Raw genomic sequence first — 22,095 nt, forward strand, 5'->3', positions numbered from 1 at the left:
TGTGGGTCCTTAAGCCGTGCGGCTGCGGCCAATGCCCAGCAGCGTACGAATACGGGTGAACAAGCTAGTGCCTGAGCCATGCTCTGGCATGGCATCCACGCTACCGGCCAGGCGCTGGGCGCGTTCCGGGTCGCGGCGCAGTTGCTGGTGTCGATGGTTGGCGACATTGACCGCCCCGCGTAGCACGCTAGCGCGTAGTGGTTTACGCAGGACTCGGTAAATGCGGCCGAAGTTGATCAAATCGATGATGTGGCCGGCATCAGGTTCATGGGTGATGACGATGTAGACCAGCTCGGGTCGGGCACGGCGCAGAGCGTTCACCAGGGCTGTCACGGCGCCTCCTTCAAAGACCGACTCCGTGAGGACGACGCCAATATCGGGATGGTCGCGAATGCAGCTCAGGGCTTCGTCAATGGTGCCGGCGGCATGCAGCCGCCATTCGCTGCTCAGGGTATGTACCAGAGCCTGCCGTTCCGCACTGTTGGAGTCGAGAACCAGCACCTCAGCTCCGTCTTGTTTGGTGGGTGCCGGAGCTGGGGTCGCAGCGACAGATTCGGACGCCGACCCATCACTCAGGGTTTGCCGGGTTTGAGCAACCGCGGCGGCCATGGTGCGGTTGAGGTCATCGCGTTTCCAGGGCTTGGAAACAAAGCGAAAGACCTCGCTCTCGTTGACCGAGCCAATAATGGCCTCTAGATCCGAGTAGCCGGTGAGTAAGATGCGGGTCGTCGTCGGGCGTATCTTGGCCGCCCCTTTCAGAACCTCAACACCGGGCATCTCCGGCATGCGTTGGTCGCTGATGATCACATCGGCAGGCCACTCGCGAAGAATCTCCAGGGCTTCTGCGCCGCTGGTCGTAATTCGCACCTCGTAGTGATCGCGAAAGATGGACTTCAGCGACACCAAAATGCGTCGTTCATCGTCCACGAAGAGCAGCTTTGGGCGCTCGGGCGTTTGCGTAGCCGGGATGGGGGTGCCCACAGGCTCAGGCATGGGCTGGCTCCGCCGAGTCATCAATGATCACTGCGCTGCTGGTGGCCTGCGCCGGGGCTTGCTGGCGAATCGGAAGCCGAATTTGGAACTGGGTGCCCTGGCCCGGTGTGGAGTCCACCGTAATACGGCCTCCGTGGTCCTCGATAATCCGGAACACGATGGAGAGGCCCAACCCGGTGCCTTCACCGACGGGCTTGGTGGTAAAGAAGGGCTCGAATATATGGGCTTGGGTCTGCGCATCCATCCCGCAGCCGGTGTCGCCAATGACAATGCTGAGGTGGTCTTGATCGCGCTGCGAACTCAAGCTGAGGGTGCCGCCATCGCGCATGGCCTGCGCCGCATTGTTGATCAGGTTGAGAAAGACCTGATTCAACTGGGAGGGGGCGCAAAGGATGTCTGGCAGGCCTTCCGCGTAGTCGCGAACGACCTCAATTTGGTCTTTGAGGGTGTTGCGGCAGATTTTCAGCGCCGTATCCAGCCCTTCGTTGATGTCAAAGAGCTCGGTATGGGAGCGGTCGACACGGCTGAAATTTTTCAGGCTTTTCACTAGCTCGTCGATTTGCTCCAGGCCGTGCATGGAGTCTTCCAAAAGAATGTCGGCCTCTTCCAGGCGCTCCTGCGCATCGTCACTTAGGTTTGGCTCGGCGGATACGCGGGTGAGCGATTGCTTCACCGATTCCACGTTGCTGCTGGCATAACCCAAGGGCGTGTTGATCTCATGCGCCACGCCCGCCACCATCTGGCCCAGCGATGCCATTTTTTCCGACTGGATGAGATGCGCCTGCTGCAGCTTCAGTTCTCGGGTGCGCTCCTCCACTGTTTGCTCGAGGTTGCTGTTGATCTGATCCAGGGCGTGCATGCTGGACTGCAAACGCAGGGCAATCAGGCCAAAGACCAGCATCAAGGCACCGGCAAAGGCCGCCAAAGCGACGGAGTAGGTGTTCTGTTCCGCCTCTTGCTTCTCCAAGGCTTGGCCAAGGCCTTGCTCCAGGCCATTGAGCTGTGTCTCCAGGTCCAGCTCTCTCCAGGCCCGGTGGCTTGACCGCAGCTGGTCGCGTGCTACGCGCAGTTCCGCCACGGCCCGTGACAGGCTTGCACCGCTGGACGGTAGCCGACTGCTCAGGCCGTCAATAACATCGCCATTGCTGGGTCGGCTTTGCAAGCTGTAGCGAGCAAGCTCCTCAACGAGTCGGCCGATGAGTTGCTGCGCTTTTGCCCCCTCGCCGGCTGCAGTCATACGCGCCAGCGTGTCTTCAGCAGCTTGTTGGAATTGCCCAAAAGCCTGCACAAATGTGGCCTGCACGGCGCCGATTTCACTCAGCTGCTTGCGAGCTTGTGTTGCATCTGAGCGGTAGCTGCGACTGGCTGCGCTGAGCACAGGTAATTGTGCCTGAGTCAGATCCAGCCAGCGCCGATCAGCCTCGACCCAGGCCTCAATGCGCTGTTCTAGGCGGCCTAGCCCCGTATCCTGCTCCAGGCGCAGCCGGGTGATTTCTGCATCGATTTGGCGCACCTGTTCGGCGCTTTGTTCCAGGGCTGCTCGCCAAAGACTGGCCTGCGCTACGCTCAAGGGTTGCTGCTGGGTCTTCCAAACCAGCCCTGTGAGCACAGCCAGCGAACCCAGCACGGCAGCAGCCGCGACGGCTTTACGAAGCAACATGATGTTTCCCAAGTGTTGTCCCGCTTGATTGGTATAACCAAGCTTTCTGCTGCAGCGCAGCAATCTCCATGCCAGCTTGTGGGTGACTCTGTGGGCTTGATCTCCTGCACTAGGAGGCTAAGCTCGACCACTCATTTGCTCTAGCCCTGTCATGCTCGTGATCAGCTCCAGTCTGTCCATTCCAGACTCCGAGATCAGCTGGGAGGCTATTCGTGCCCAAGGCGCGGGCGGGCAGAACGTGAATAAGGTGTCCAGTGCCATCCACCTACGCTTCGACGTGCAAGCCTCCTCTTTGCCGGATGGTCTTAAGCAGGCCTTGCTGAACCTACGGGATCGCCGGGTGAGCAGCGAAGGTGTGGTGGTGATCAAAGCTCAGCGCTCCCGCTCCCAAGAGGCCAACTTGGAAGATGCGCGCCAGCGGCTGGCCGAGCTTGTGGCCCGCGCCGCGCACAAGCCTAAGGCTCGCAAAGCCACCCGGCCCACGCGAGCCTCGCAGCGGCGGCGGGTAGAGAGCAAGGTGAAGCGGGGGAGGACGAAGGCTCTGCGCCGTGCGCCGCCTACCGACTGAGGGGCCACTGAATGCATCGCTGCGCTTGCCGCGCTCTGGCGGCTTCTTTGTTGAGCCAAGGGGTGCGCTGCTACCTCATTTCCGAACGGGCGCGTGGCAGCCCTTGGCAGACCTCCCTTGCGCTCGCGGCAACGTGCACTAAACTGTACAAAGTTCTGTACATACTGAGGCTGCTCGATGGACACGCTGAGCTATACGTCTGCACGTACCAATTTGGCCAAAACCATGGAGAAAGTCTGCATGGATCATGCGCCAGTCGCGATAACGCGCAATGGCAAAAATGCCGTGGTCATGATGTCTATGGAGGACTACCAGGCCTTGGAAGAGACGGCCTATTTGCTTCGTAGCCCGAAGAACATGCGTCGACTGTTGTCAGCAATCGGGGAACTCGACGATGGTGATGGCACAGAACGAGAACTTGCCGAGTGAAGCTTGTCTTCTCGGAACAGGCCTGGGAAGACTATCTCTACTGGCAGAAAACAGACAAAAAAACCGTCAAACGCATCAACTTACTCATTGAGGATGCGGCGCGCGATGCGTTTGAAGGAGTCGGCAAGCCTGAGCCGCTAAAGCACGCCTTATCGGGGTATTGGTCCCGAAGAATCAACGAGGTTGATCGTTTTGTATACAAGGCGGATGACGATAGCCTCTTCATTGCTCAGCTTCGTTATCACTACTAGGGAGGCGCTGAAGAAATCCGCGAGCGAGGCAAGGTGGCCCGCCGCCGGAGCACAGCGCCCGCAGCATATGGGCGATATGTGAGGAGTGCGCGCACCGCCGGCGGGTCAGATTGCGAGCGCAGCGATTTATTCAGCGTCTCCCTAGGCGAAGTCTCGCCCTGAGGCGCTGATCAGGCCATCATGAACTGCGCGGTGCTCCGTGCGTTAGGATGGTTTCTACGGGGCAATCTTGGTCAGCGCTGCCGCCTGTCAATGTCCCGTGTTTGAGACGTACAGCAGCGCTGGCTTCAACATCTGTCTGCGATTGCGCAGCGCCGCAAAACTTAAGCGCCGGGCAGTGGCCGTCATCCCTTTGAAATAATAATTTCATTATCATCGAAATATGGAAACGAATTTGGCCGTCGAACAGCTTGTCGCTCTGGCACAAGAGGCGCGTCTGCTGATCTACCGCCGCCTGGTGCGGGCTGGTAGCGGAGGCTTGTGTCCGGGTGATTTGGCGGCGGAGTTACAGCTCACGCCGTCGGTGTTGTCCTTTCACCTCAAGACACTCACCGCCGCAGGGCTGGTACGCATGCAGCGCGATGGGCGGCATCGGTACTACCGCGCGGACTTTGCGGCCATGAATAGCCTGCTGGCTTACCTCAGCGAGAACTGCTGCGCGGATCAGCCTTTGGAACAATGCGAGACCCCCCAACAATGCACCACGTCTTGATTTTGTGCACCGGCAACTCGGCGCGATCGATTCTGGCGGAAGCCCTGCTCAACCAACATGGTTTGGGGCGAATCACTGCCTATTCGGCAGGGTCTCAGCCCAAAGGTCAGCCCCATCCCTTGGCTTTGGAACTGTTGGCGTCGAAGGGACATGAGCTGCGCGGCCTGCGCAGCAAGTCCTGGGACGAGTTCACCGCGCCGGATGCGCCGCCGCTGGATTTGGTGATTACGGTGTGTGACAGCGCGGCGGCCGAGTCCTGCCCCATTTTCCCCGGCCGCGCGCCCAAGGTGCATTGGAGCTTTCCAGACCCGCCTGCCGCTGGCGATGAGGCGGCGCAACGCGCTTGCTTCGCCCAGGTGTATGCCGACATGAGTGCCCAGATGCAGGCGCTGGCTGCGCTGCCCGAGTCCGCTTGGACTGCGCCGGATTTTTCTGCTCGGGTGCAAGCCTTGCACCGACTCACTTCTTCTTAAACGCCTCCGGACCCCTATGCTGCGAAGCCTGCCCGACCCCCACGACTTGCCCCATCTCAACACGGCCGCGCTGGAGCGCGATATTCCAGCCGAGCTAGGACTAGGGCCCCAGCATCCGCCGCGCATCCTGATGCTCTATGGATCGCTGCGGGAGCGGTCCTATTCGCGGCTGCTCACCGAAGAAGCGGCCCGCATCCTGCTCTGGCTGGGCTGCGAGGTGAAGATCTTCGACCCCAGCGGCTTGCCCCAGCCGGACGCGCCGGGCAGCAGCGAGCATCCGGAAGTGGTGGAGCTGCGGGAGTTGTCCCTGTGGTCTGAAGGCCAGGTGTGGTGCAGCCCCGAGCGTCATGGGGCGGTGACGGCCGTGCTCAAGAATCAAATCGACCACATCCCCTTGAGCATGGGAGCCTTGCGCCCCACCCAGGGGCGCACATTGGCCGTGATGCAGGTCAGCGGCGGCTCGCAAAGCTTTAATGCGGTCAACACCTTGCGTTTGCTGGGGCGCTGGATGCGCATGATCACCATCCCCAATCAATCGTCGGTGGCCAAGGCCTATCAGGAGTTCGATGAGGCCGGCCGTATGCACCCCTCCGCTTTTTACGAGCGGGTGGTGGATGTGATGCAGGAGCTGGTGCGCTTTACTCTGCTCACGCGCAGCCACAGTGCCACGCTCACCCGACGTTACAGCGAAACCCTGCAAGCCCAGGCCAAGGAGGCATCTGCCGCATGAGTACCTTCGAGCGTTATCTGTCGGTGTGGGTGCTGCTCTGTATGGCGGCGGGCACTGGTCTGGGGAAACTGCTCCCCGGCGTCTTTTCCACTCTGGGTGCTCTGGAACTCGCCCAGGTGAATCTGCCCGTAGGGGTACTCATCTGGCTGATGATCATTCCCATGCTGATGAAGGTGGACTTCGCCACCCTGGGCGAGGTGCGCGGGCATTGGCGGGGTTTCTCCATCACCTTGCTGGTGAATTGGGCCTTCAAACCCTTTTTGATGGCGGGGCTGGCCTGGCTGTTCATCGAGCATGCCTTTGCGGACCTGCTGCCGGCCGAGCAGCGCAGTAGTTACATCGCCGGTTTGATCTTGCTGGCGGCCGCTCCCTGCACGGCCATGGTGTTCGTCTGGAGTCGCCTGGTGGGCGGCGACGCCAACTTCACCCTCACCCAGGTGGCGCTGAACGACGCCATCATGGTGATCCTGTTTGCTCCGCTGGTGGCCTTGCTGCTGGGTGTGAGTGATGTGCCGGTGCCCTGGGCCACTTTGCTGTTATCGGTGGGGGTGTACATCATCGTGCCGCTGGTGATCGCCCAGCTCTGGCGTGCGGCCGCCCTGCGTCAATCCGAGTCAGCTTTGCAGGCCACACTGGATCGCTTGGGGCCGGTGTCCATGGCCGCCCTTCTGGGCACTTTGGTGCTGCTGTTTGCCTTTCAGGGGCCGCAAATTCTGCAGCAGCCCTTGGTCATTGCCTTGCTGGCCGTGCCCATTCTGCTGCAAGGGACGCTGACGGCTGTGGTGGGCTATCTGGCTAACCGTGCCGCCGGTGAGCAGCACGCCATTGCCGGGCCGAGCTGCCTGATTGGGGCTTCCAATTTCTTTGAGCTGGCGGTAGCGGTGGCCATCGTGCTCTATGGCATCGACAGTGGCGCGGCACTGGCCACCGTGGTGGGCGTGCTGGTGGAAGTGCCGCTGATGCTCGCTCTGGTGGCGGTGGTTAACCGTAGCCGAGGCTGGTATCAGTCGGCGGCAGAATCGGGCCGCAGTCCAGTCAGGCAAAGCTGAGTAGGGTGGCCGGTCGCATGCCAGACAAAGGCCAACTGCTCGCAATAGCGCGCCATGTTCAGGGCCCCCTCCTGGTCCAGTCCGGTGATGAAGAAACTGGGCTCGGCGGCCCAGCTCTGGGCATCATCGGGCACGCCCAGGCCGGGCCAGTGCGGTAGCCCCCGCTGCAGCAGCCCGCGTTGCAAGGCGGCATTGCGTTGGGCGTTGCCGCGGTCGCTCAATACCGCGCCCAATGGATTGGCGTTGGTCAAAAACGCGCCGCCACTGAACTGCTGCTCGCATAGTTTGGCGTCGAGTGCCGGGTTTAATTGGTTGAGCCGCAGGCGCATGATGTCCTCACCCCACACAAAGCGGTACTCCGTTGCGGCATAGGCGGCGAGGAGTTCGGCGGGTAAGCTCGGTGTTGTCACTGCTTGGCTTTAGGTGTCGGAACCTGGCTGGTGGCGCAGCTTGGACTGAATGAAATCCGCATGGGGTAGGTAGAGTAGTTCCGCCATGCGTCGAATGGTGTGTTCTTCGTAGGCGGCCAGTTCGCCGTCGGCAAAGGCCACCTTCCAGAGGCTGTCGAGTAATTGCTGCTTCTGCTCTTGGGTGGCCTCTTCATTAATCACTCTGAGGTAGCTATGCAGCGAAGCCACGTCGTCCCGTGTGCCCTCGGCTTCCACCAATAATGACTCCGCATCGGCTGGGCTGAGCTGGCAATGTGCTTGTAGGCTCTGGCAGATGCTCTGGCGCTCGCGTGGGTCATCCTCCCAGTCGGCTCTAGCGACATCGACTAGCAGTACGGCCATCGCCAGCCTAAGCCGCTGCTGAGCGCTCTGACTGCTGTCTTCCTGGGTCGTTGTGAGTTGGTTGAGCCAACGTGCAAGCATGCGCGGATCTCGTTGAAGTGCATGCGCAGACTACCAAGGCTGGCAAAGGTCGCGCTGCTGACTTGCTATGCTCGGAGCCGATGGACACAGGTAATCACTCCTCAATTTCAGGCTTGGTAGGGCAAAGGGGCGCCATCGATCGGCGTTGGTTGTTTGCCGCACTGGCCCTAGCGCTGCTGGCAATGGCTGCTGTTTGGCGCTTTAGCCCGCTCGGCCAGGAACTCACCGCTGAGCAGGTGGCTGGATGGCTGCAAGGCCTGCGACAGAGCCCCTGGGCGCTGCCCGCGTTGGCAGCAATATATGTTGTGGGCAACGCCGTTCTGTTCCCTACGCTGCTGCTCAATGTTGGTGTGATTTTGGTTTGGGGTGGCTTGTGGGGCAGCGTCTATGCCTTGGCGGGCTCGGTGTTGGCAGGCGTCTTGTTTTTTGCTGTAGGACTGCGCTGGGGCGCGCCTTATCTAGAGCGTTGGCAAGGGCGCAGGCTGCAGGCGACCTTAAAATTCTTAAAAGCCAGCGGCGTCGTGGGCATGGTCATTTTGAGGGTGACGCCGGTTGCGCCATATCCCATCGTCAATTTGGCCTTGGGCGCAGCGGCGATTTCCTGGTGGGTGTTTAGTCTGGGCACGGTATTGGGTTTGCTGCCCAGCATTGTGGGCATTGCTATTGTGGGGGAAGAGGTGCGTGCCTTGCTTCAGGATCCGCAGCCAGAACACATTGCTCAAGCCGTTGCTTTGGGGGGAGCTGTGTTGCTGGCTCTGACTGGTCTGCAGTGGCTTGCCCGTCGATATCAGCGGGAGCACAGCGCGTGAAGCTACTCACCTTGAATATGCACAAGGGATTCTCGGTGGGGAATCGCCGCTTTATCCTGCATGAACTACGCGAGGCAATTCGCGCTGTAGAGGCCGATGTGGTGTGCTTGCAGGAGGTGCTTGGCGATCATCGCGAGCATTCCACGCGCTACGAGGCATGGCCAGATAGAGCCCAGTACGAATTCCTGGCCGACACGATTTGGCACCATCATGCCTATGGGAAAAACGCGGCTTATCCCGCTGGGCACCATGGCAATGCGCTGTTATCTAAACAGCCCATTCTGGAGTGGACCAATGAAGACGTATCCACCCGTAAGGCTGAGCGCCGGGGGCTACTACATTGCCGTTTGCAAGACCCGGATGGCGGGTCGCAAGACTGGCATGTGATCTGCACCCATTTGGGCCTCACCGGTGGTCAGAGGCGTCAGCAAATACAGATGCTCGCGCAGCGCATCAAGACTCATGTGCCTGCACATGCACCCTTAGTGGTGGCTGGAGACTTTAATGACTGGCGGGAAGTGGCTCACGAATTATTGGCGAGTAGCTGCGGCCTGCAAGAGGTGTTTATTCAGGCCTATGGTCGTGCGGCCCGCAGTTTTCCGGTGCGTTTTCCCCTGCTGCGCTTAGATCGCATTTACACCCGGAACTTGCAGGCACGGGTGCCGCAGGTGCTCAACGGCCGGCCCTGGTCGCATCTATCAGATCATGCTGGGCTGCTGGTGGAGTTGCAGCCATGAGCGGGCGGCGGTGGACACAGGGCAATGATCTCAGCCTGTTAGAGAATGGCGAGGAGTTCTTCCCGGCTGTCTTTGCCGATATTCGTGCGGCGCGCGACTGCGTACTCATCGAAACCTTTATTTGGTTCGATGACCCTATTGGCCGTGAGCTGCAAGACGCCCTGTTGGAGGCCCGCAAGCGCGGCGTGCGTGTGAAGGTGGCTGTTGACGGCTTTGGTACGGCGCCGATCAGCGACGACATGGTGCAGGAGTTGCGCGATGCGGGTGTGGAGCTGTTGGTTTACGACCCACGGCGCCAATTTCTGGGTTTGCAACCCAATCTGTTCCGCCGTTTGCACCGAAAAATAACGGTCATCGATAGCGCGGTGGCCTATATTGGCGGCATTAACTACTCCTTGGAACATGTACGCGAGTTCGGTGCATTGTCCAAGCAGGACTATGCGGTCCGTATCCGCGGTCCCTTAGTGGCCGACATTGAAGCCCAGTGTTTGCTTGACCCGCCCCGCCGTCGGCGGTTTTGGCAGCGCTTCGTAGGCTGGCTGAAGCGCCGCGACGAGCCCGTTCCCACCGGTCATCCTGATGCCCAGGCCATGTTCATATGGCGGGACAACCACGAGTACCCCCGCGCGATAGAGGCGGTTTATCGGCAAGCGATTCGTCAGGCACAACGTCATTTGGTTATCGCCAATGCCTATTTCTTCCCCGGCTATGGTTTTCTGCGGGAGCTACGCCGAGCTGCGCAGCGCGGAGTTCGCGTTCAGCTGATTCTTCAAGGTGAGCCGGATAAAGCCTATGTGCGCACCGCGGCATCCACCCTCTATGACTACTTACTCAACGCTGGCGTAGAAGTGTGGGAGTACCGCGAGCGCCCCTTACACGGGAAGGTGGCCGTAATGGACGACGACTGGGCGACCATCGGTTCCAGCAATTTAGACCCATTTAGTTTGTCGCTGAACCTCGAAGCCAATGTGGTGGTGCGCGATGCCAGCTTCAAACGGGAACTGGGGGCAAAGCTGCAGCGATTGCTCGACCAGCATTGCGTGCGCCTGCAGCGCGATGATGTCCCTCGGCAGCGGGGTTGGCGGCAGATCATTCGCTGGCTGGTTTTTCATATTCTGCGCAAATTTCCGCAGTGGGCGCGTTGGATTCCTGCCCACTCCCGGCCCCTGCAGCCCAGTGGATATCAGGGTTTGGTGCCCAGCTGGAAGACGGAGCAGCAGTCCACGTCTGCGTCCGGGAACACTACAGCCGAGTAATACTCTAAGACTGTCCTCAATGTCGCACGGAGAGCGAAATGAAACTTGTCGTCGCCGGCCTCGCCATTGTGTTGCTCAGCGCTTGCGCTGCAACACCCACTCCTTACCAGCCGCGCCCGGCTGACGATGAACCAGGCTTTAGTGATCAGGCCTTGGAAAGGGACCGAGTACGGGTGATCTTCCAGGGTAATTATGTGACGCCGCGCGAGACCGTCGAGAACTACATGCTTTACCGGGCGGCAGAGGTTACCAAAGAGAGAGGTTACCGCTTCTTCGTCCCAACAGCGCAGGATGTTGAGCGGGAAGAGCAGCGCACCACGGTTGCTACGGGATTCGGCACCGGTTTTGGTGGGCCTTGGTGGAATGGTGGCTTCTTCGGCAGCAATATCGTCATTATCGATACGCTGCCATCCAATGGGCGGGAAAGCTATCGAGCCTCAGCAGTTTTTAAACTTTTGTCCGAAGAACCTGCTGGCGAGCAAATGGATGCTTTTGATGCACTAGAGGTGTTGGAGGCACTGGGTCCTAACATCGTCCGCCCGCCGGAGCTAGAGTCCGGCGGTTGACGGCGATGCCTAAGCACGCTGGCGTCCACACTCTGGGCACGGTTCCCACCTTTGCCGGAGGTGCTCAGCGAATCTGAGCCTGCTCGAAGTAGGCCTAACTTGCTGATTAGGCCTCGCGCGTCCTGCCATCGTTTGCGTCTCCATGGCATCCTCGCCATGTGCCAAATATCCAAACTAGAGGGTCGCTCCCAAGGCTTTTAACGCTGATCGTCGCCGGAGAGGTGGCCTTCCTGCTGCCTTTCGTTCTACTGCGAGTCATCCGGCCAGCCTTGCTCGAGTGGACGGGTCTGACTCAGTTTCAGCTCGGCCAAGCCTTTTCTGCCTACGGCATTGTGGCCATGCTGGCTTATTTGCTCGGCGGGCCTTTGGCGGATCGTTGGCCTCCGCGTTACCTCATGAGTGCGGCCTTGGCGGCAACGGCCATCGGCGCCCTGGCTTGGTGGTGGGCACCCAGCCCTGGGCTGCTGATCGGGGTTTACGCCTATTGGGGCTGCACCACAATATTGCTGTTTTGGGCGCCGCTGCTGCGAGCGACGCGGGAATGGGGTGGGCCTAGCTTTCAGGGGCGCGCCTTTGGTGGTCTGGAGGCCGGACGCGGTTTGGTCGCAGCTGCCTTGGCAACGCTTCTGGCCAGCGGATTCGCATACTGGTTGCCCGCAGCGGGCCCGGCGCAGGATTCGGCGGCCTTGGGCAGTGCGGTACGCGCTGCCATCATACTCAGCATGCTGATCACCCTGTTCGCAGCGGTTTTGGTCTGGTGGCAATTACCCAGCCAACAGCTGACTGATCAGCGGCCGAGGCAGATCCCATGGGGACTATGGAAGCAGCCCGTATTGTGGTGGCAAGCGGCCATTATTTTCTGTGCTTATATGGGCTATAAGAGTACGGACTATTGGTCTCAGTATGCGCGCGACGTCCTCCATGTCAGCCATGCTCAGGCGGCACATATTGCCGCAGCAAGCTTTTGGCTGCGGCCCGCCGCCGCCTTGGTCTGTGGTTGGCTGGCGGATCGCTGGAGTGCGGACCGCATCTGCAGCCTCGCTTTCAGCTGCATGGCTGTGGGCGCTGCGGCATTAGCGTGCTTGCCATCGGGCTTTATGTGGGCGGCAGCTTTGCTGTTGCTGGGTGTGACCGCTTTGGGTATTTACGGCTTGCGTGGGGTGTACTTCAGCCTCACAGGCCAAGCAGGATTGCCCCTGGCAGTCACTGGAGCGGCAGTGGGCTGGGTGTCGTTCTGGGGATTTACGCCAGATGTGATTGCCGGGCCGCTATACGGTGCCATTCTTGACGCCTACCCCCAAGCCGCAGGCCATCGTGTCATCAATGGCGGTCTGGCCATGCTTGGCGTGTTAGGAGTGTTCTTTGTGTGGCGTTGGAGGCGGGCTCAACCCACCTTGGCAACTACGGCAATGCGTCCTTGATCAGACACCACGACCCCGCCAGGGCGTTCTACGGTGACTGCGAATAAATGGGCCTGTCCCACTGGCAGCTTGGCTTCAAAGGCCACGTAAGCCTCACCCTGATCATTGATATTGAACACCCCACCATCGACCGGGTGTAACTCCCGATTGGCATCAAAGATCCACAGTTGATACTGCTCGGCACGGGGGTCGTTGGGCTTCAGCCCGGTAAACCGCATGACCCCCTTTTGGCGGCGCGGGTCCCACACAATATCTCCAGACTCAGCCGGTAGAGAGGCCGGGTCATCTGTGGGGCTCCAGGCCACCTGGATCGCACCCTCGGCCAGCAATTCGGCATGAATGGCCGCAGGATTGATGGGGGCCTGTTGCTGTAGCTGCGGATACCAGCCCAGAGCAGCGATCAGCACGCTGGCCGCAAAGGCCAATGGCCAAAGACCACTCGCCGATCGGCGTGCTGGTTCTGGCTTGATCTTGGGCGTGTGCGGCTCGACTGCTGCTGGTTGGTGTTCAGCAAAGAAGGCGTCGGCCTGCTTGCTCAGGCGAGCGTGAAGCAACTCGGGCAGAGGCTCCACCGTAGGTGCGCTGGCCTGCAGGTATTGGCAGATTAAGTCTTCCCACTGATTGGCCAAGTGTGGGTGATCGGCCAACAAGGCCTTCAGCTCAGCTTGCTGCAGTGCATCGAGCTGACCATCTGCATCGGCCAGCAGTAGCTCCAGCTGGCGGTCGTTGAGGTCGGCCAACATCATGTGGCCCCCCCCGCGACTGGAGTCTTGAGTAAGGTTTGCAGGCGAGCAAGACCGCGCCGCATATGCGACTTCACCGTCCCCAGCGGCATATCAATTTTGCTGGCAATTTGGCTTTGGCTGTAGCCGTAGGTGAGTGCAAGGTCCAGCACCTTTTGCTGATCGGGTTCCAGTTGGGCCGCGAGTCGGCGCACCGTTTCCAGTTCTGCATGCGACTCAGGCGAGCTGGTCGATGGATCGGCAGGCTCGGCCGATTCGTACTCGGGCCATTCCACCAAAACAGCGTGTTTGGATTCGCGCCGGTGCCGGTCAATTAACCGCCGTCGCGCAATCATCGTGATGAATACCGTTTCCGCACGAACATCCGGGTCGTAACTACCCGCCGATTTCCAAAGCTCGATGAAGATATCTTGAACGGCATCTTCGGCATCCGCGCTGGATGGGCAGTAACGCCGGGCCAAAGACCACACCAAACCTCCATAACGCTTGAGACAGGCATCTACCGCTGCACGATCGCCGGCAGCAATCTGCGGTAGCAAGGGAGTCTCGGAGGCGGAAGTCGAAGCGTGCACCCGCGCCATATTGGTCGAAGCCGGCGCCGAAAACAAGCCTCTTTTGCTCAGCGGCTTGGCTCGCGTCGCCCGCGGCAGGCCCACCCCCGGAAACAGGGGCAGCGAGTCGGCGCTGAAGGGGCTGGCTTGGGTCATGCTCTATAGTTCGCAGCCTAATGCGAAAAGGATGCGGTGCATTGCCGCTAGGAAGACATCAGGCGTGAGCAAGGCCTCCTCCAAGGACTCAATATCAACGACCGAAACGCAGCTCCATGCCGGCCTGACCTACTTTGCTCAGTCTCAGGAGGTATTGCGCAACCGCTTCGGTTATAGCGCCTTTCGCGGCCAGCAGCAGGCCATCATTAACTGCCTCTGCGCAGGCGGCGACGCCTTGGTGCTTATGCCCACTGGGGGCGGAAAGTCCTTGTGCTACCAAATTCCGGCCTTAGTTCGGCAGGGTACGGCTTTGGTGATCTCTCCTTTGATTGCGCTCATGCAGGACCAGGTGCGCGCATTACGGGCCCAGGGCATTACGGCGGCGGCGATCAATTCCAGTTTGAGCCTGGAGCAGCAGCGCAACATCCGCTCCGCCGCCCAAGATGGTGACCTGGAGCTTCTGTACCTGGCGCCCGAGCGGCTGTTCCAGCCCGCTACCCTGGCGTGGCTGCAACAGTTGCCTTTATCGCTGGTGGCCATTGATGAGGCCCATTGCGTATCGCAGTGGGGGCATGATTTTCGGCCCGAGTACATGCAGCTGGCGCAGCTCCCACAGCTCTTTCCCGGCGTGCCGCGCGTGGCACTCACCGCGACGGCGGACCTGCCGACGCGTGCCGAGATGGTGGAGCGTCTGGGGCTGCAGCAAGCCCAGCAATTCATCCACAGTTTTGATCGCCCCAATATTTTCTACCGCGTCCTGGAGCGCAGCGGCGGCAAGGATCAACTGCTGGCCTGGATCAAACGCGAACATGCCGGTGAGGCTGGCATTGTGTATTGCCTGTCGCGCAAGAAAACCGAACAGATCGCAGAATGGCTCAGCCTGCAGGGTGTGCCGGCCTTGCCGTATCACGCCGGTTTGGGGGCGAGCGTGCGTGAGCAGAATCAGGCGCGGTTTTTGGCCGAAGACGGTCTGGTGATGGTGGCAACGGTGGCCTTCGGCATGGGCATCGATAAGCCTGATGTGCGCTTTGTTGCCCACCTGGATTTACCACCTAGCATCGAGTGCTATTACCAGGAGACCGGCCGTGCTGGCCGCGATGGCCAGCCCGCCGATGCCTGGATGCTCTACGGGCTGGGTGATGTGGTCCAACGCCGGCGCATGATTGAAGAAGGCGAGGCCGGTGATGCCCGTAAACGGGTGGAGCGGCAAAAGCTGGATGCCATGCTGGCCTACGCCGAGCAGGCCCAATGTCGGCGGCAGGCCCTGCTGGGCTACTTTGGCGAAGAACAGGCGCAGGCCTGTGGCCATTGCGATAACTGCTTACAGCCGCCACAAACCTGGGACGCCACCCAGGCTGCGCAGATGCTGCTCTCGGCAGTGGTGCGCACCGGCCAACGCTTCGGCGCCACCTATTTAGTAGGTCACTTGCGCGGCGAAGACGACCCGCGGGGTGAGCGCTTGGGCCACCAGCAGCTGTCCACCTTTGGCGTGGGGCAAGAGCGCAGTGCCAAGTCCTGGCGCTCTATCCTGCGTCAGCTTCTTGCGCGCGACCTGCTGCAAGTCGACGATAGCGGCTACGGCAGCATCCGCTTGGGGCCGCAGGCGGCGGCCTTGCTCAAAGGCCAGACCACGCTGGAACTGCGTGAAGAAACCAAAGGCGCCGCCCGCGCCAGCCGCAAAGCCGCACCCGCAGCCGATTTAAGCGCCGAAGACCAGACCCTGTATCAAAGTCTGAAACAGGAGCGGGCCGAACTGGCCCGCGAAGCCGGTATCCCGGCCTATCGCATCTTCCACGACGCCACCCTCGTTGCGATGGCCAGCACGCGTCCGCATAGCCTTGGCGAACTGGCCGAAGTCCACGGCGTGGGTCAGGCCAAGCTGGAGGCCTACGGCCCACAGATGCTGGCGGTGATCAAAAGCGCGGATTGAGCTTGGGTTGATGGTCCACCAGCGGTGCCTCTGCTGCGATTACTCCGGAGCTGTCTCCGTAATCACCGGAAGCAGCTCCGTACCCAGGGCAAGCCGGTAAGCGATGCTGGCCTTGAGTTCGGCGTATTGGGCGCTTTGGGCCAGGGCTTCCTGCTCGGTCAGGCGGGCTTCGGCCGCCAGCACCCGATCCAATGTGCTGCGTCCGGCTTCTAGCCGCGCCCGGCGCGTTTGTAGGCTGTCGCGGGCGGCCACTGTGGCGGCCGCAGCGGTTCTTGCGCTGGCCCGGGCTTGCAGAATCTGCGCGCGTGCTGCCGTGAGTTCTTGCTCGATGGCGCGCTCAAAGGCTTGAAGATCCAGCTCCAGGGCTTGCAGCCGAGCCTGCGCGGCTTGTCGGTCCGCGCGGCGACGGCCGCTGCTGAAGGGTTCCCAGCGCAGATTCACGCCAGCACGCACATCGTCTTCGGGCAGGATGGGGTTGCCGTCGGTGCGCAGCACACTGACTTCGGCGCCCAGTGTGGGCAAGGCTTGGGCGCGCACACGATTGACCTCGGCGGCTAGGGCCTCGCGCTGGGCGCGCAGGGCTTGTAAGTCCCGTCGCTGTTCCAGCGCTTGCCGCAGGTCATCGCCGCTGTCGAGCTCGACGGGAGCAGCGCTGAGGCGCGGGGGCTGCGGCTGCACAGGCACACCGGTGAGGCGTAATAAGTTTTGCGCCAGCACCTGCATTTGGGTGTCCAGAGTAATGCGGCGTTGATCCAGCTGGCGCAGGGCCACTTCGAGATCCAAAGCATCGGCATCGAGTGCGCGCCCGCCATCCACCAAGGCCTGAATGCGTTGCAGTTGTTGCTCAAGACTGCGTTGCTCGCGGCTCAGAGCCTGAAGCTGGGCTTGCAGACTCAGCCAGTCCAGGTAGGCATAGGCCGCTTGGGCCGCAGCCATACGCGCCTGTCTTTGGGCTTGGAACTGCGCGGCCTCTTCGTTCTGCCGCAGGGCTTTCACGCCATATTTCTGCGCCGACCAATTCAGCAGCGGTTGGCGCAGGCTCAGGGTGACGTCATAGAGATCGTTTTCGCCCAAGGTGAAGGCGCCGTTGGGAGTTTGAATCTGGGCCAGGTTGCGCACACGGGCGGCGTTGGCTTCCAGGCTCAAGCTGGGCAGCCAGGCCTGGCGCTGCGCACTCAGGCGTTGGGCCGTGCTGGCCTCGGCCTGCTCGGCGGCGCTCTGGGGCTGTAGTCCCGCCGCTGCACTGCGCATGACGGCGGGCAGGGTGTCTGCGGCCAGGGCCTGGCCACTGCCAATGTTCAGGATAATGGCCAGAACCGTGAGGGAGAAAGCGCGCGGCATCATGCAGGCACCTCCGTGCGCAGCCACAGTCTACAGGCGGCCGGCACCATGAATAAGGTGAGAAAGGCCGAGGCTGATAGCCCCGAAATGATGGCCCAGGCCATGGGTGGCCAGAGGGTGGTGCTGGAAAATGCCAAGGGCAGCAGGCCAGCAATGGTGGTGGCCGTGGTGAGCAAGATGGGGCGTGTGCGGCGCTCAATGGCGGCTTGCACTGCATCCGGCAGGCTCTGGCCCGACTTGAGTTGCTGATCCACCACATCAATCAGCACGATGGCGTTATTCACCACAATGCCAATCAAGGCGATGATGCCCAGCAGTGGCTGGAAGCCAAAGGGTGAGCCGCTGAAAACCAGCCCCGGAATTACGCCAACCGCAGCCATGGGTACGGTGAGCATCACAATCAGCACGCGCTTGTAGCTATTGAACTGCAGCAACAAGAAGGTAAGCAGCAAGACCAAGCCCAAGGGGGCTGTGCTCAGCAGGGCGGTGTTGGCTTCGCCGCTGGTTTCGCGTTCGCCGCCAAACACCAGCTCCACCCCTGCGGGCAGATCCAGTGCGGCGAGTCTAGGCTCCAACTCCGCCAGAACCTGGGTATACACCGTGTCTGGCGCCAGCTCGGATGACACGGTGGCCATGCGTCGGCCATCGCGGTGATGAATCGCAGCTGGCTGCCATTGCACTTCGGTGCGCACTAAGGCGGCCAGCGGGATGGGCCCGGCGACGGGGCTATACACATTCACCCCAGCCAGATCATCCAAGGGAAAAAGCTCACCGGCGGCCGAGCGCAGCAGAATGGGTATAGGTTCGTCTCCGGCTCTGTAAGCACCCACGCGCACCCCGGTGGAGCGCCCGAGTAGCGCCTGGGCCACTTCGGCCCGGCTCAGGCCGTAATCGGCGGCAATGGCGTCATCGATATGGAATTCCAGGCTGGGAACGCCCACGCCAAGGTTGTGCCGGGCATCTCGCACGCCGAGCACGGTTTTGAGCTCGGCATACACCGCCAGCGTAGCCTGGGCCAAGGGGGCCGGCTCTGGGTGAAACACCCGCACTTCAATGGGGGCATTGATGGGTGGGCCCTGGGCCAGTTGCTTGGCGATGACTTCCACATCGGGCAGCTGGGCTAGGGCGTAATTGCGGACCTGATCAATCACGCCCTGGTTGGTGGCCAGGCCACGGGTTTCCACGACCAGCCGGCCGCGACTGGGTTCGCGTGAGCTATCCGGCACGTTGTAATAAAAGCGCGGGCCGGTGGTGCCTACAAAGCCGTAGATCTGCTGCACGTCGGGGTGGTCTTGCAGGATGCTTTGCAGTTCATCAGCAACGGCCAGCGTGCGGACCAGCGCGGTGCCCTCGGGGAGGGTGAAGTCCACCACCACTTGGTTGCGGTCGGCATTGGGGAAGAATTGCGCCTCCACCCAGCGCGTCATGCCAAAGGCGATGAGCACCAACAGCGCACCAGCGGCAAAGACACGGCCGGGTCGCCCTGTTGCGAGTTCCCCCGCGCGGCGGCCGAGACGCTCTGGCCATTGGGGCTGGTCATCGGCCTGGCGTTGAGGGCGCAAAAATCGCGCGGCGATGACGGGCGTGACCGTCATGGCGGCAATGTAGCTAATGCTCAGCGCCGTCATGATGGTGACCGGAATGGCGCGCGTGAAATCTCCGGTGCCGCCTTTGGAGAGCAGCATGGGGACAAAGGCGGCCAGTGTGGTGCCGGTCGCGGCGCCCAGCGGGCCGACCAGTTCGCGCACCGCATCGGCCGCAGCCTGGCGGCGGGAATGCCCTTGGTTCAAGCGCCACTGAATGTTCTCGACGACCACAATGGCGTTATCAATGAGGATGCCCAGCGCGACGATGAGTCCGATCACGGCCATCTGATGCAAGACCTGCCCGGCCATGGCGTAGATGGCGATGGTCACAGCCGTTACCAACGGCAAAATCACGGCCACCACGATGCTTAGGCGCAGGCCCATGAAGCTGAGGAGCACGCCCAGAATGATGAGCATGGCGATACCCAGGCTGCCGCTGAGGTTTTGCAGGCGCTCAGCCACGCGGTCGGGCTGAAAGAACACTTCCTCGATCTGGATGGGGGCGAAGCGAGGGTCCTCATCGCGCATCCAGCCCCGAATATCATCCACCAGTGACCGCAGCTGGGCTCCAAAGGCCACCTGATTGGTGGCATCGGGCACAGTGACAATGTCGATGCCCACGGCTCGCTCCCCATTGACGTAGAAGCGCGTCAGCGCGGGTTCTTCCGGCCCCCGCCACACCCTGGCGATGCTGCCCAGCGGAACCGTATCCCCGGCAGGCAGACGCACGGGGGTGTTGCGAATTTCGTCCACGCTGCGAAATTCGCTTTCGGGTCGCAAGATCAAGGTGGTGTCGTCCACGCGCAGCGTGCCGCCGGGAATGATTTGATTGCGGCTATTGAGTTGGTTGACCAGTGCTCCGGGCGATAGCCCCACGCGCCAAGCGGTGGTTTCGTCAATGGCAATGCTGATTTGCTCTCCGGGGTCGCCGACCAGCTCCAGACGCTGGATGTTGGGCAGGCTCAGCAAACGGTTCTTGACGAACTCCGCCGCATCGGCCAGCAGCACAGGATCGTCCACCCCGCTGAGCGCCAGCACCACCGTAGAGGTGGAGATCAACTCGTCATCCAGTTCTGGCGTGCCGGCTTCCGGGGGAAACTTCACGCTCGCTCGCTGCATGGCCTGACGCACCTTCTCCCACGCGCTTTGGGTGTCGTAGATGGCGTCCCGCAGTTCCACCGTGATCAGGCCCACGTTGGTGCGGGTGGTAGAGCGGATGGTGCTGACCGATTCCACCTGTTTGATCTCTTCTTCCAGGTGACGCACCACCAGTCTTTCGATGCGCTCCGGGTCGGCACCGGGGAAGGGGATGGTGATGAGCCCCGCGCGTTGCGGGAAAAAGGGATCTTCCTGGCGGTTCATGGTGCTGAAAGCCAGTAGTCCGCTCAGGGCCAGCAGCAGGGCAATGGTGAGGATCAGGCGTTGCTGGCCCAGCACCAACTCAGCCACCCGGGTCATGGCTTGGCCTCCGCACCCAGCAGGCTGACACGCTGCCCATCAATTAGGCGGGCCAGGCCGGCCACCACGACCTGGTCTTGGATGTTCAGGTCGCCGCTGACGACGATGCGCTCGCCAATGAGGTCGCCCAGCTCCACGGCGACGCGCCGCACCTTGTTTCCCTCCAGCGCAAAGACGGATGGCTGGCCGCTCCCGGGGTCGACCACCGCGCGTAAGGGCACCGTCATCTCCCCTCGCGTGGCGCTGGGAACCTCGACTTCGGCGCTGATGCCCGCGCGCAAGCCCTCGGCTGCAAAACTCAATACCAGAGGAAACAGCCGGCCGGGCCCCGGCGCGGCATTGGCCACTTCAATCACCTGGGCCTCGCGTGCAGCATTCAGCATGGGAAACCGCACGGTCATGGTTTCGCCCACGCGGCGTTGCAGCGCCAGTGCTTCGGGCAGGGTGATTTCCACCTCCAGCAAGGGGGTATCACCCGAGATGGAGAGGATCGGCTGGCCAGGGTTCACGAATTCGCCTTCCTTGGCCAGGGTCTGGCTGACGGTGCCGGAGTAGGTTGCGCGAATTTGCGTTTCCGCCAGTAATTGCTCGGCTTCGGCGAGTTGGGCTTGGGCTGCCGTTTCGGCGGCGCGCAGGGTTTGCAGCCCGGCCCGTGTTTTCTCCAGCTCTTCTTCGGTGGCGGCCTGTTGCTGACGCAGATTGCTCACGCGCTGCAGGTCGCGTTCGGCCTGCGCGCGGTCGGCCCGAATCTGTTCCAGCCGATTACGCGCGGCATCCCGTGCAGGGGCCAGTCGCGGATTGCGCAGCTCGGCCAGCACCGTGCCGGCTTCGAAGACGGTGCCAATGGCGACGCGCTGACTGAGCTGGCCAGAAACCTGAAAGGCCAGCACACCGCGATTGCCCGAGCGGGCGGTGCTGGCGAAGCGCAATGTGGTGTTTCCCGGCGCGGCCTCTACTGCGCTAATACGGACCCGCTCTGCGCTGGGCGCGGAGGTGTCTGTAGGGGGCTCTTCGTTGCCGCAGGCCGACAGCGCAGCGGTAAGGGTCAAGGCGGAAAGCAAGCGAGACAGCATGGCAATACTCGTCGGGGGAAGCTGTGCGCACCATACACCTCAGTGTAAGCACTGTAAACAAATACGTAAGCGATGCATGCAAATTTGCTAGGATGGCGCCATGACTAGCGTTGACACAGACCCAGATTCCACCCGCGAGCGCTGCCTGGAGCAGGCCTTCGCCTTACTCCGTGATGGTGGCGGGGAAGCGGTGAGCCTGCGGGCTGTGGCGCGCGGGGCCAAACTCTCGGCCACTGCGCCTTATCGCCATTTCCCCAGCAAAGAGGCCATGTTGGCGGTGCTGGCGGCGCGTGGCTTTGGTCTGTTTGAAGAGCAGCTGCGTGCCGCCGTGCCGCAGGGGATTCATCTGATGACCATGGCCAGTTTTGTGGATATGGGCGTGGCCTATGTGCGCTTCTCGCAAGAGCAGCCGGAGTATTACCGGCTGATGTTTGGCGGGTTGGTCCCCGATCACACTCAGCATCCTGAACTGGACCAAGCCGGTGCCTCGGCCTTCTCGGTACTGCTGCAGGCCATTGAAGTGCTTCAGCGCATGGAGCAGATTCGCCCCGGTAATCCTCGCCAACTGGCCGCCCATGTCTGGTCGGTCTGCCATGGCTTCAGTTCCCTGCTAATGGCGCGCAAGTTCTCGCGCGTGGAGGGTTTTGGCGACTGGGAACAGGAGTTTCGGGCGCATCAGGGCTTGCTCATGCAGGGCCTGGCTCCGTGCCGAGGCGCTGAATAAATCGCTG

Annotated in this window: 23 protein-coding genes; 14 read left to right on the forward strand and 9 right to left on the reverse strand. The window is 61.5% G+C overall.

All coding sequences use genetic code 11. The features are described from left to right. Positions 1–9: 9 nt before the first annotated feature. Both KI787_06535 and KI787_06540 read right to left on the reverse strand, forming a co-directional pair. Positions 10–993 (reverse strand): response regulator, encoded by a 984-nt coding sequence (locus tag KI787_06535; GenBank protein ID MBV6629601.1) that lies wholly within the window; start codon positions 991–993, stop codon positions 10–12. Beyond that, a complete protein-coding gene (locus KI787_06540; GenBank protein MBV6629602.1) occupies positions 986–2,653 on the reverse strand; it encodes a hypothetical protein in 1,668 nt (555 codons plus the stop codon). Before KI787_06540 ends, KI787_06535 begins: the two co-directional genes overlap by 8 nt. Positions 2,654–2,804: 151 nt before the next feature. On the opposite strand from KI787_06540, the gene arfB reads away from it, so the two are divergent. The 7 genes from arfB to arsB all read left to right on the forward strand — a co-directional run bounded on the left by arfB (position 2,805) and on the right by arsB (position 6,865). After that, entirely contained in the window at positions 2,805–3,221 is a 417-nt protein-coding gene (gene arfB / locus KI787_06545) for an aminoacyl-tRNA hydrolase (protein MBV6629603.1), read from the forward strand. Positions 3,222–3,398: 177 nt separating this feature from the next. Beyond that, complete coding sequence (locus tag KI787_06550; GenBank protein ID MBV6629604.1) at positions 3,399–3,650, forward strand: type II toxin-antitoxin system prevent-host-death family antitoxin; 252 nt, start codon at positions 3,399–3,401, stop codon at positions 3,648–3,650. Beyond that, positions 3,647–3,901 carry a Txe/YoeB family addiction module toxin gene (locus tag KI787_06555; protein MBV6629605.1) on the forward strand — a complete coding sequence of 85 codons (255 nt, stop codon included), beginning with the start codon at positions 3,647–3,649 and terminating at the stop codon, positions 3,899–3,901. The genes KI787_06550 and KI787_06555 overlap by 4 nt, the downstream gene beginning before the upstream one ends. 382 nt (positions 3,902–4,283) lie before the next feature. Continuing rightward, positions 4,284–4,613, forward strand: a complete 330-nt coding sequence (locus KI787_06560) for a winged helix-turn-helix transcriptional regulator (GenBank protein MBV6629606.1) — start codon at positions 4,284–4,286, stop codon at positions 4,611–4,613. Further along, on the forward strand, positions 4,580–5,086 hold the full coding sequence (locus tag KI787_06565) for an arsenate reductase ArsC (protein MBV6629607.1): 507 nt from the start codon (positions 4,580–4,582) through the stop codon (positions 5,084–5,086). Before KI787_06560 ends, KI787_06565 begins: the two co-directional genes overlap by 34 nt. Positions 5,087–5,102: 16 nt before the next feature. Continuing rightward, the gene (arsH, locus tag KI787_06570) at positions 5,103–5,816 is read left to right on the forward strand and encodes an arsenical resistance protein ArsH (protein ID MBV6629608.1); all 714 of its coding nucleotides are present in this window, start codon (positions 5,103–5,105) and stop codon (positions 5,814–5,816) included. Then, complete coding sequence (arsB, locus tag KI787_06575; protein ID MBV6629609.1) at positions 5,813–6,865, forward strand: ACR3 family arsenite efflux transporter; 1,053 nt, start codon at positions 5,813–5,815, stop codon at positions 6,863–6,865. The genes arsH and arsB overlap by 4 nt, the downstream gene beginning before the upstream one ends. Here the strand turns inward: arsB and KI787_06580 are convergent. Both KI787_06580 and KI787_06585 read right to left on the reverse strand, forming a co-directional pair. After that, on the reverse strand, positions 6,820–7,275 hold the full coding sequence (locus KI787_06580; protein ID MBV6629610.1) for a DUF3293 domain-containing protein: 456 nt from the start codon (positions 7,273–7,275) through the stop codon (positions 6,820–6,822). The two genes, arsB and KI787_06580, sit on opposite strands and share 46 nt — an antisense overlap. 9 nt (positions 7,276–7,284) lie before the next feature. After that, positions 7,285–7,737, reverse strand: a complete 453-nt coding sequence (locus KI787_06585) for a TerB family tellurite resistance protein (protein MBV6629611.1) — start codon at positions 7,735–7,737, stop codon at positions 7,285–7,287. Positions 7,738–7,817: 80 nt separating this feature from the next. Here KI787_06585 and KI787_06590 point away from each other — a divergent pair, with 80 nt between their 5' ends. From KI787_06590 to KI787_06610, 5 genes are all read left to right on the forward strand, one after another. Further along, entirely contained in the window at positions 7,818–8,546 is a 729-nt protein-coding gene (locus KI787_06590) for a TVP38/TMEM64 family protein (GenBank protein ID MBV6629612.1), read from the forward strand. A gap of 17 nt (positions 8,547–8,563) precedes the next feature. Beyond that, positions 8,564–9,283, forward strand: a complete 720-nt coding sequence (locus KI787_06595; GenBank protein ID MBV6629613.1) for an endonuclease/exonuclease/phosphatase family protein — start codon at positions 8,564–8,566, stop codon at positions 9,281–9,283. Beyond that, on the forward strand, positions 9,280–10,539 hold the full coding sequence (gene clsB / locus KI787_06600) for a cardiolipin synthase ClsB (GenBank protein MBV6629614.1): 1,260 nt from the start codon (positions 9,280–9,282) through the stop codon (positions 10,537–10,539). The genes KI787_06595 and clsB overlap by 4 nt, the downstream gene beginning before the upstream one ends. 38 nt (positions 10,540–10,577) lie before the next feature. Continuing rightward, positions 10,578–11,105, forward strand: coding sequence for a hypothetical protein (locus KI787_06605; protein ID MBV6629615.1), 528 nt, complete (start codon positions 10,578–10,580; stop codon positions 11,103–11,105). Positions 11,106–11,326: 221 nt separating this feature from the next. Then, complete coding sequence (locus KI787_06610; protein ID MBV6629616.1) at positions 11,327–12,526, forward strand: MFS transporter; 1,200 nt, start codon at positions 11,327–11,329, stop codon at positions 12,524–12,526. On the opposite strand, the gene KI787_06615 is transcribed toward KI787_06610, so the two are convergent. Beyond that, the gene (locus tag KI787_06615) at positions 12,490–13,272 is read right to left on the reverse strand and encodes an anti-sigma factor (protein MBV6629617.1); all 783 of its coding nucleotides are present in this window, start codon (positions 13,270–13,272) and stop codon (positions 12,490–12,492) included. The genes KI787_06610 and KI787_06615 overlap by 37 nt on opposite strands. After that, entirely contained in the window at positions 13,269–13,976 is a 708-nt protein-coding gene (locus tag KI787_06620; protein MBV6629618.1) for a sigma-70 family RNA polymerase sigma factor, read from the reverse strand. The genes KI787_06615 and KI787_06620 overlap by 4 nt, the downstream gene beginning before the upstream one ends. A 31-nt stretch (positions 13,977–14,007) precedes the next feature. Between KI787_06620 and recQ the strand changes: the two genes are divergently transcribed. Further along, on the forward strand, positions 14,008–15,906 hold the full coding sequence (gene recQ / locus KI787_06625; GenBank protein ID MBV6629619.1) for a DNA helicase RecQ: 1,899 nt from the start codon (positions 14,008–14,010) through the stop codon (positions 15,904–15,906). Between the two features lie 39 nt (positions 15,907–15,945). Here the strand turns inward: recQ and KI787_06630 are convergent, their stop codons facing one another. Genes KI787_06630 through KI787_06640 form a run of 3 tightly spaced genes read right to left on the reverse strand, consistent with a single transcriptional unit; the run spans position 15,946 to position 21,364 of the window. Next, positions 15,946–17,250: a TolC family protein gene (locus KI787_06630; GenBank protein ID MBV6629620.1), complete on the reverse strand. Its 1,305-nt coding sequence runs from the start codon at positions 17,248–17,250 to the stop codon at positions 15,946–15,948. Further along, entirely contained in the window at positions 17,247–20,291 is a 3,045-nt protein-coding gene (locus KI787_06635; protein ID MBV6629621.1) for an efflux RND transporter permease subunit, read from the reverse strand. The genes KI787_06630 and KI787_06635 overlap by 4 nt, the downstream gene beginning before the upstream one ends. Then, positions 20,288–21,364 (reverse strand): efflux RND transporter periplasmic adaptor subunit, encoded by a 1,077-nt coding sequence (locus KI787_06640; protein MBV6629622.1) that lies wholly within the window; start codon positions 21,362–21,364, stop codon positions 20,288–20,290. The genes KI787_06635 and KI787_06640 overlap by 4 nt, the downstream gene beginning before the upstream one ends. 100 nt (positions 21,365–21,464) lie before the next feature. Here KI787_06640 and KI787_06645 point away from each other — a divergent pair, with 100 nt between their 5' ends. After that, complete coding sequence (locus KI787_06645; GenBank protein ID MBV6629623.1) at positions 21,465–22,088, forward strand: TetR/AcrR family transcriptional regulator; 624 nt, start codon at positions 21,465–21,467, stop codon at positions 22,086–22,088. Positions 22,089–22,095: the final 7 nt, after the last annotated feature.

It is taken from the genome of Oceanococcus sp. HetDA_MAG_MS8 (assembly GCA_019192445.1).
Lineage (GTDB): Bacteria > Pseudomonadota > Gammaproteobacteria > Nevskiales > Oceanococcaceae > MS8.

Excerpts from the sequence above, each read along its gene's own strand:
- KI787_06535 (MBV6629601.1), bottom strand. The coding sequence starts at position 993 with ATGCCTGAGCCTGTGGGCACCCCCATCCCGGCTACGCAAACGCCCGAG.
- KI787_06540 (MBV6629602.1), bottom strand. The coding sequence starts at position 2,653 with ATGTTGCTTCGTAAAGCCGTCGCGGCTGCTGCCGTGCTGGGTTCGCTG.
- arfB (MBV6629603.1), top strand. The coding sequence starts at position 2,805 with ATGCTCGTGATCAGCTCCAGTCTGTCCATTCCAGACTCCGAGATCAGC.
- KI787_06550 (MBV6629604.1), top strand. The coding sequence starts at position 3,399 with ATGGACACGCTGAGCTATACGTCTGCACGTACCAATTTGGCCAAAACC.
- KI787_06560 (MBV6629606.1), top strand. The coding sequence starts at position 4,284 with ATGGAAACGAATTTGGCCGTCGAACAGCTTGTCGCTCTGGCACAAGAG.
- KI787_06565 (MBV6629607.1), top strand. The coding sequence starts at position 4,580 with ATGCGAGACCCCCCAACAATGCACCACGTCTTGATTTTGTGCACCGGC.
- arsH (MBV6629608.1), top strand. The coding sequence starts at position 5,103 with ATGCTGCGAAGCCTGCCCGACCCCCACGACTTGCCCCATCTCAACACG.
- arsB (MBV6629609.1), top strand. The coding sequence starts at position 5,813 with ATGAGTACCTTCGAGCGTTATCTGTCGGTGTGGGTGCTGCTCTGTATG.
- KI787_06585 (MBV6629611.1), bottom strand. The coding sequence starts at position 7,737 with ATGCTTGCACGTTGGCTCAACCAACTCACAACGACCCAGGAAGACAGC.
- KI787_06590 (MBV6629612.1), top strand. The coding sequence starts at position 7,818 with ATGGACACAGGTAATCACTCCTCAATTTCAGGCTTGGTAGGGCAAAGG.
- KI787_06595 (MBV6629613.1), top strand. The coding sequence starts at position 8,564 with ATGCACAAGGGATTCTCGGTGGGGAATCGCCGCTTTATCCTGCATGAA.
- clsB (MBV6629614.1), top strand. The coding sequence starts at position 9,280 with ATGAGCGGGCGGCGGTGGACACAGGGCAATGATCTCAGCCTGTTAGAG.
- KI787_06605 (MBV6629615.1), top strand. The coding sequence starts at position 10,578 with ATGAAACTTGTCGTCGCCGGCCTCGCCATTGTGTTGCTCAGCGCTTGC.
- KI787_06615 (MBV6629617.1), bottom strand. The coding sequence starts at position 13,272 with ATGATGTTGGCCGACCTCAACGACCGCCAGCTGGAGCTACTGCTGGCC.
- KI787_06620 (MBV6629618.1), bottom strand. The coding sequence starts at position 13,976 with ATGACCCAAGCCAGCCCCTTCAGCGCCGACTCGCTGCCCCTGTTTCCG.
- recQ (MBV6629619.1), top strand. The coding sequence starts at position 14,008 with ATGCGGTGCATTGCCGCTAGGAAGACATCAGGCGTGAGCAAGGCCTCC.
- KI787_06630 (MBV6629620.1), bottom strand. The coding sequence starts at position 17,250 with ATGATGCCGCGCGCTTTCTCCCTCACGGTTCTGGCCATTATCCTGAAC.
- KI787_06635 (MBV6629621.1), bottom strand. The coding sequence starts at position 20,291 with ATGACCCGGGTGGCTGAGTTGGTGCTGGGCCAGCAACGCCTGATCCTC.
- KI787_06640 (MBV6629622.1), bottom strand. The coding sequence starts at position 21,364 with ATGCTGTCTCGCTTGCTTTCCGCCTTGACCCTTACCGCTGCGCTGTCG.
- KI787_06645 (MBV6629623.1), top strand. The coding sequence starts at position 21,465 with ATGACTAGCGTTGACACAGACCCAGATTCCACCCGCGAGCGCTGCCTG.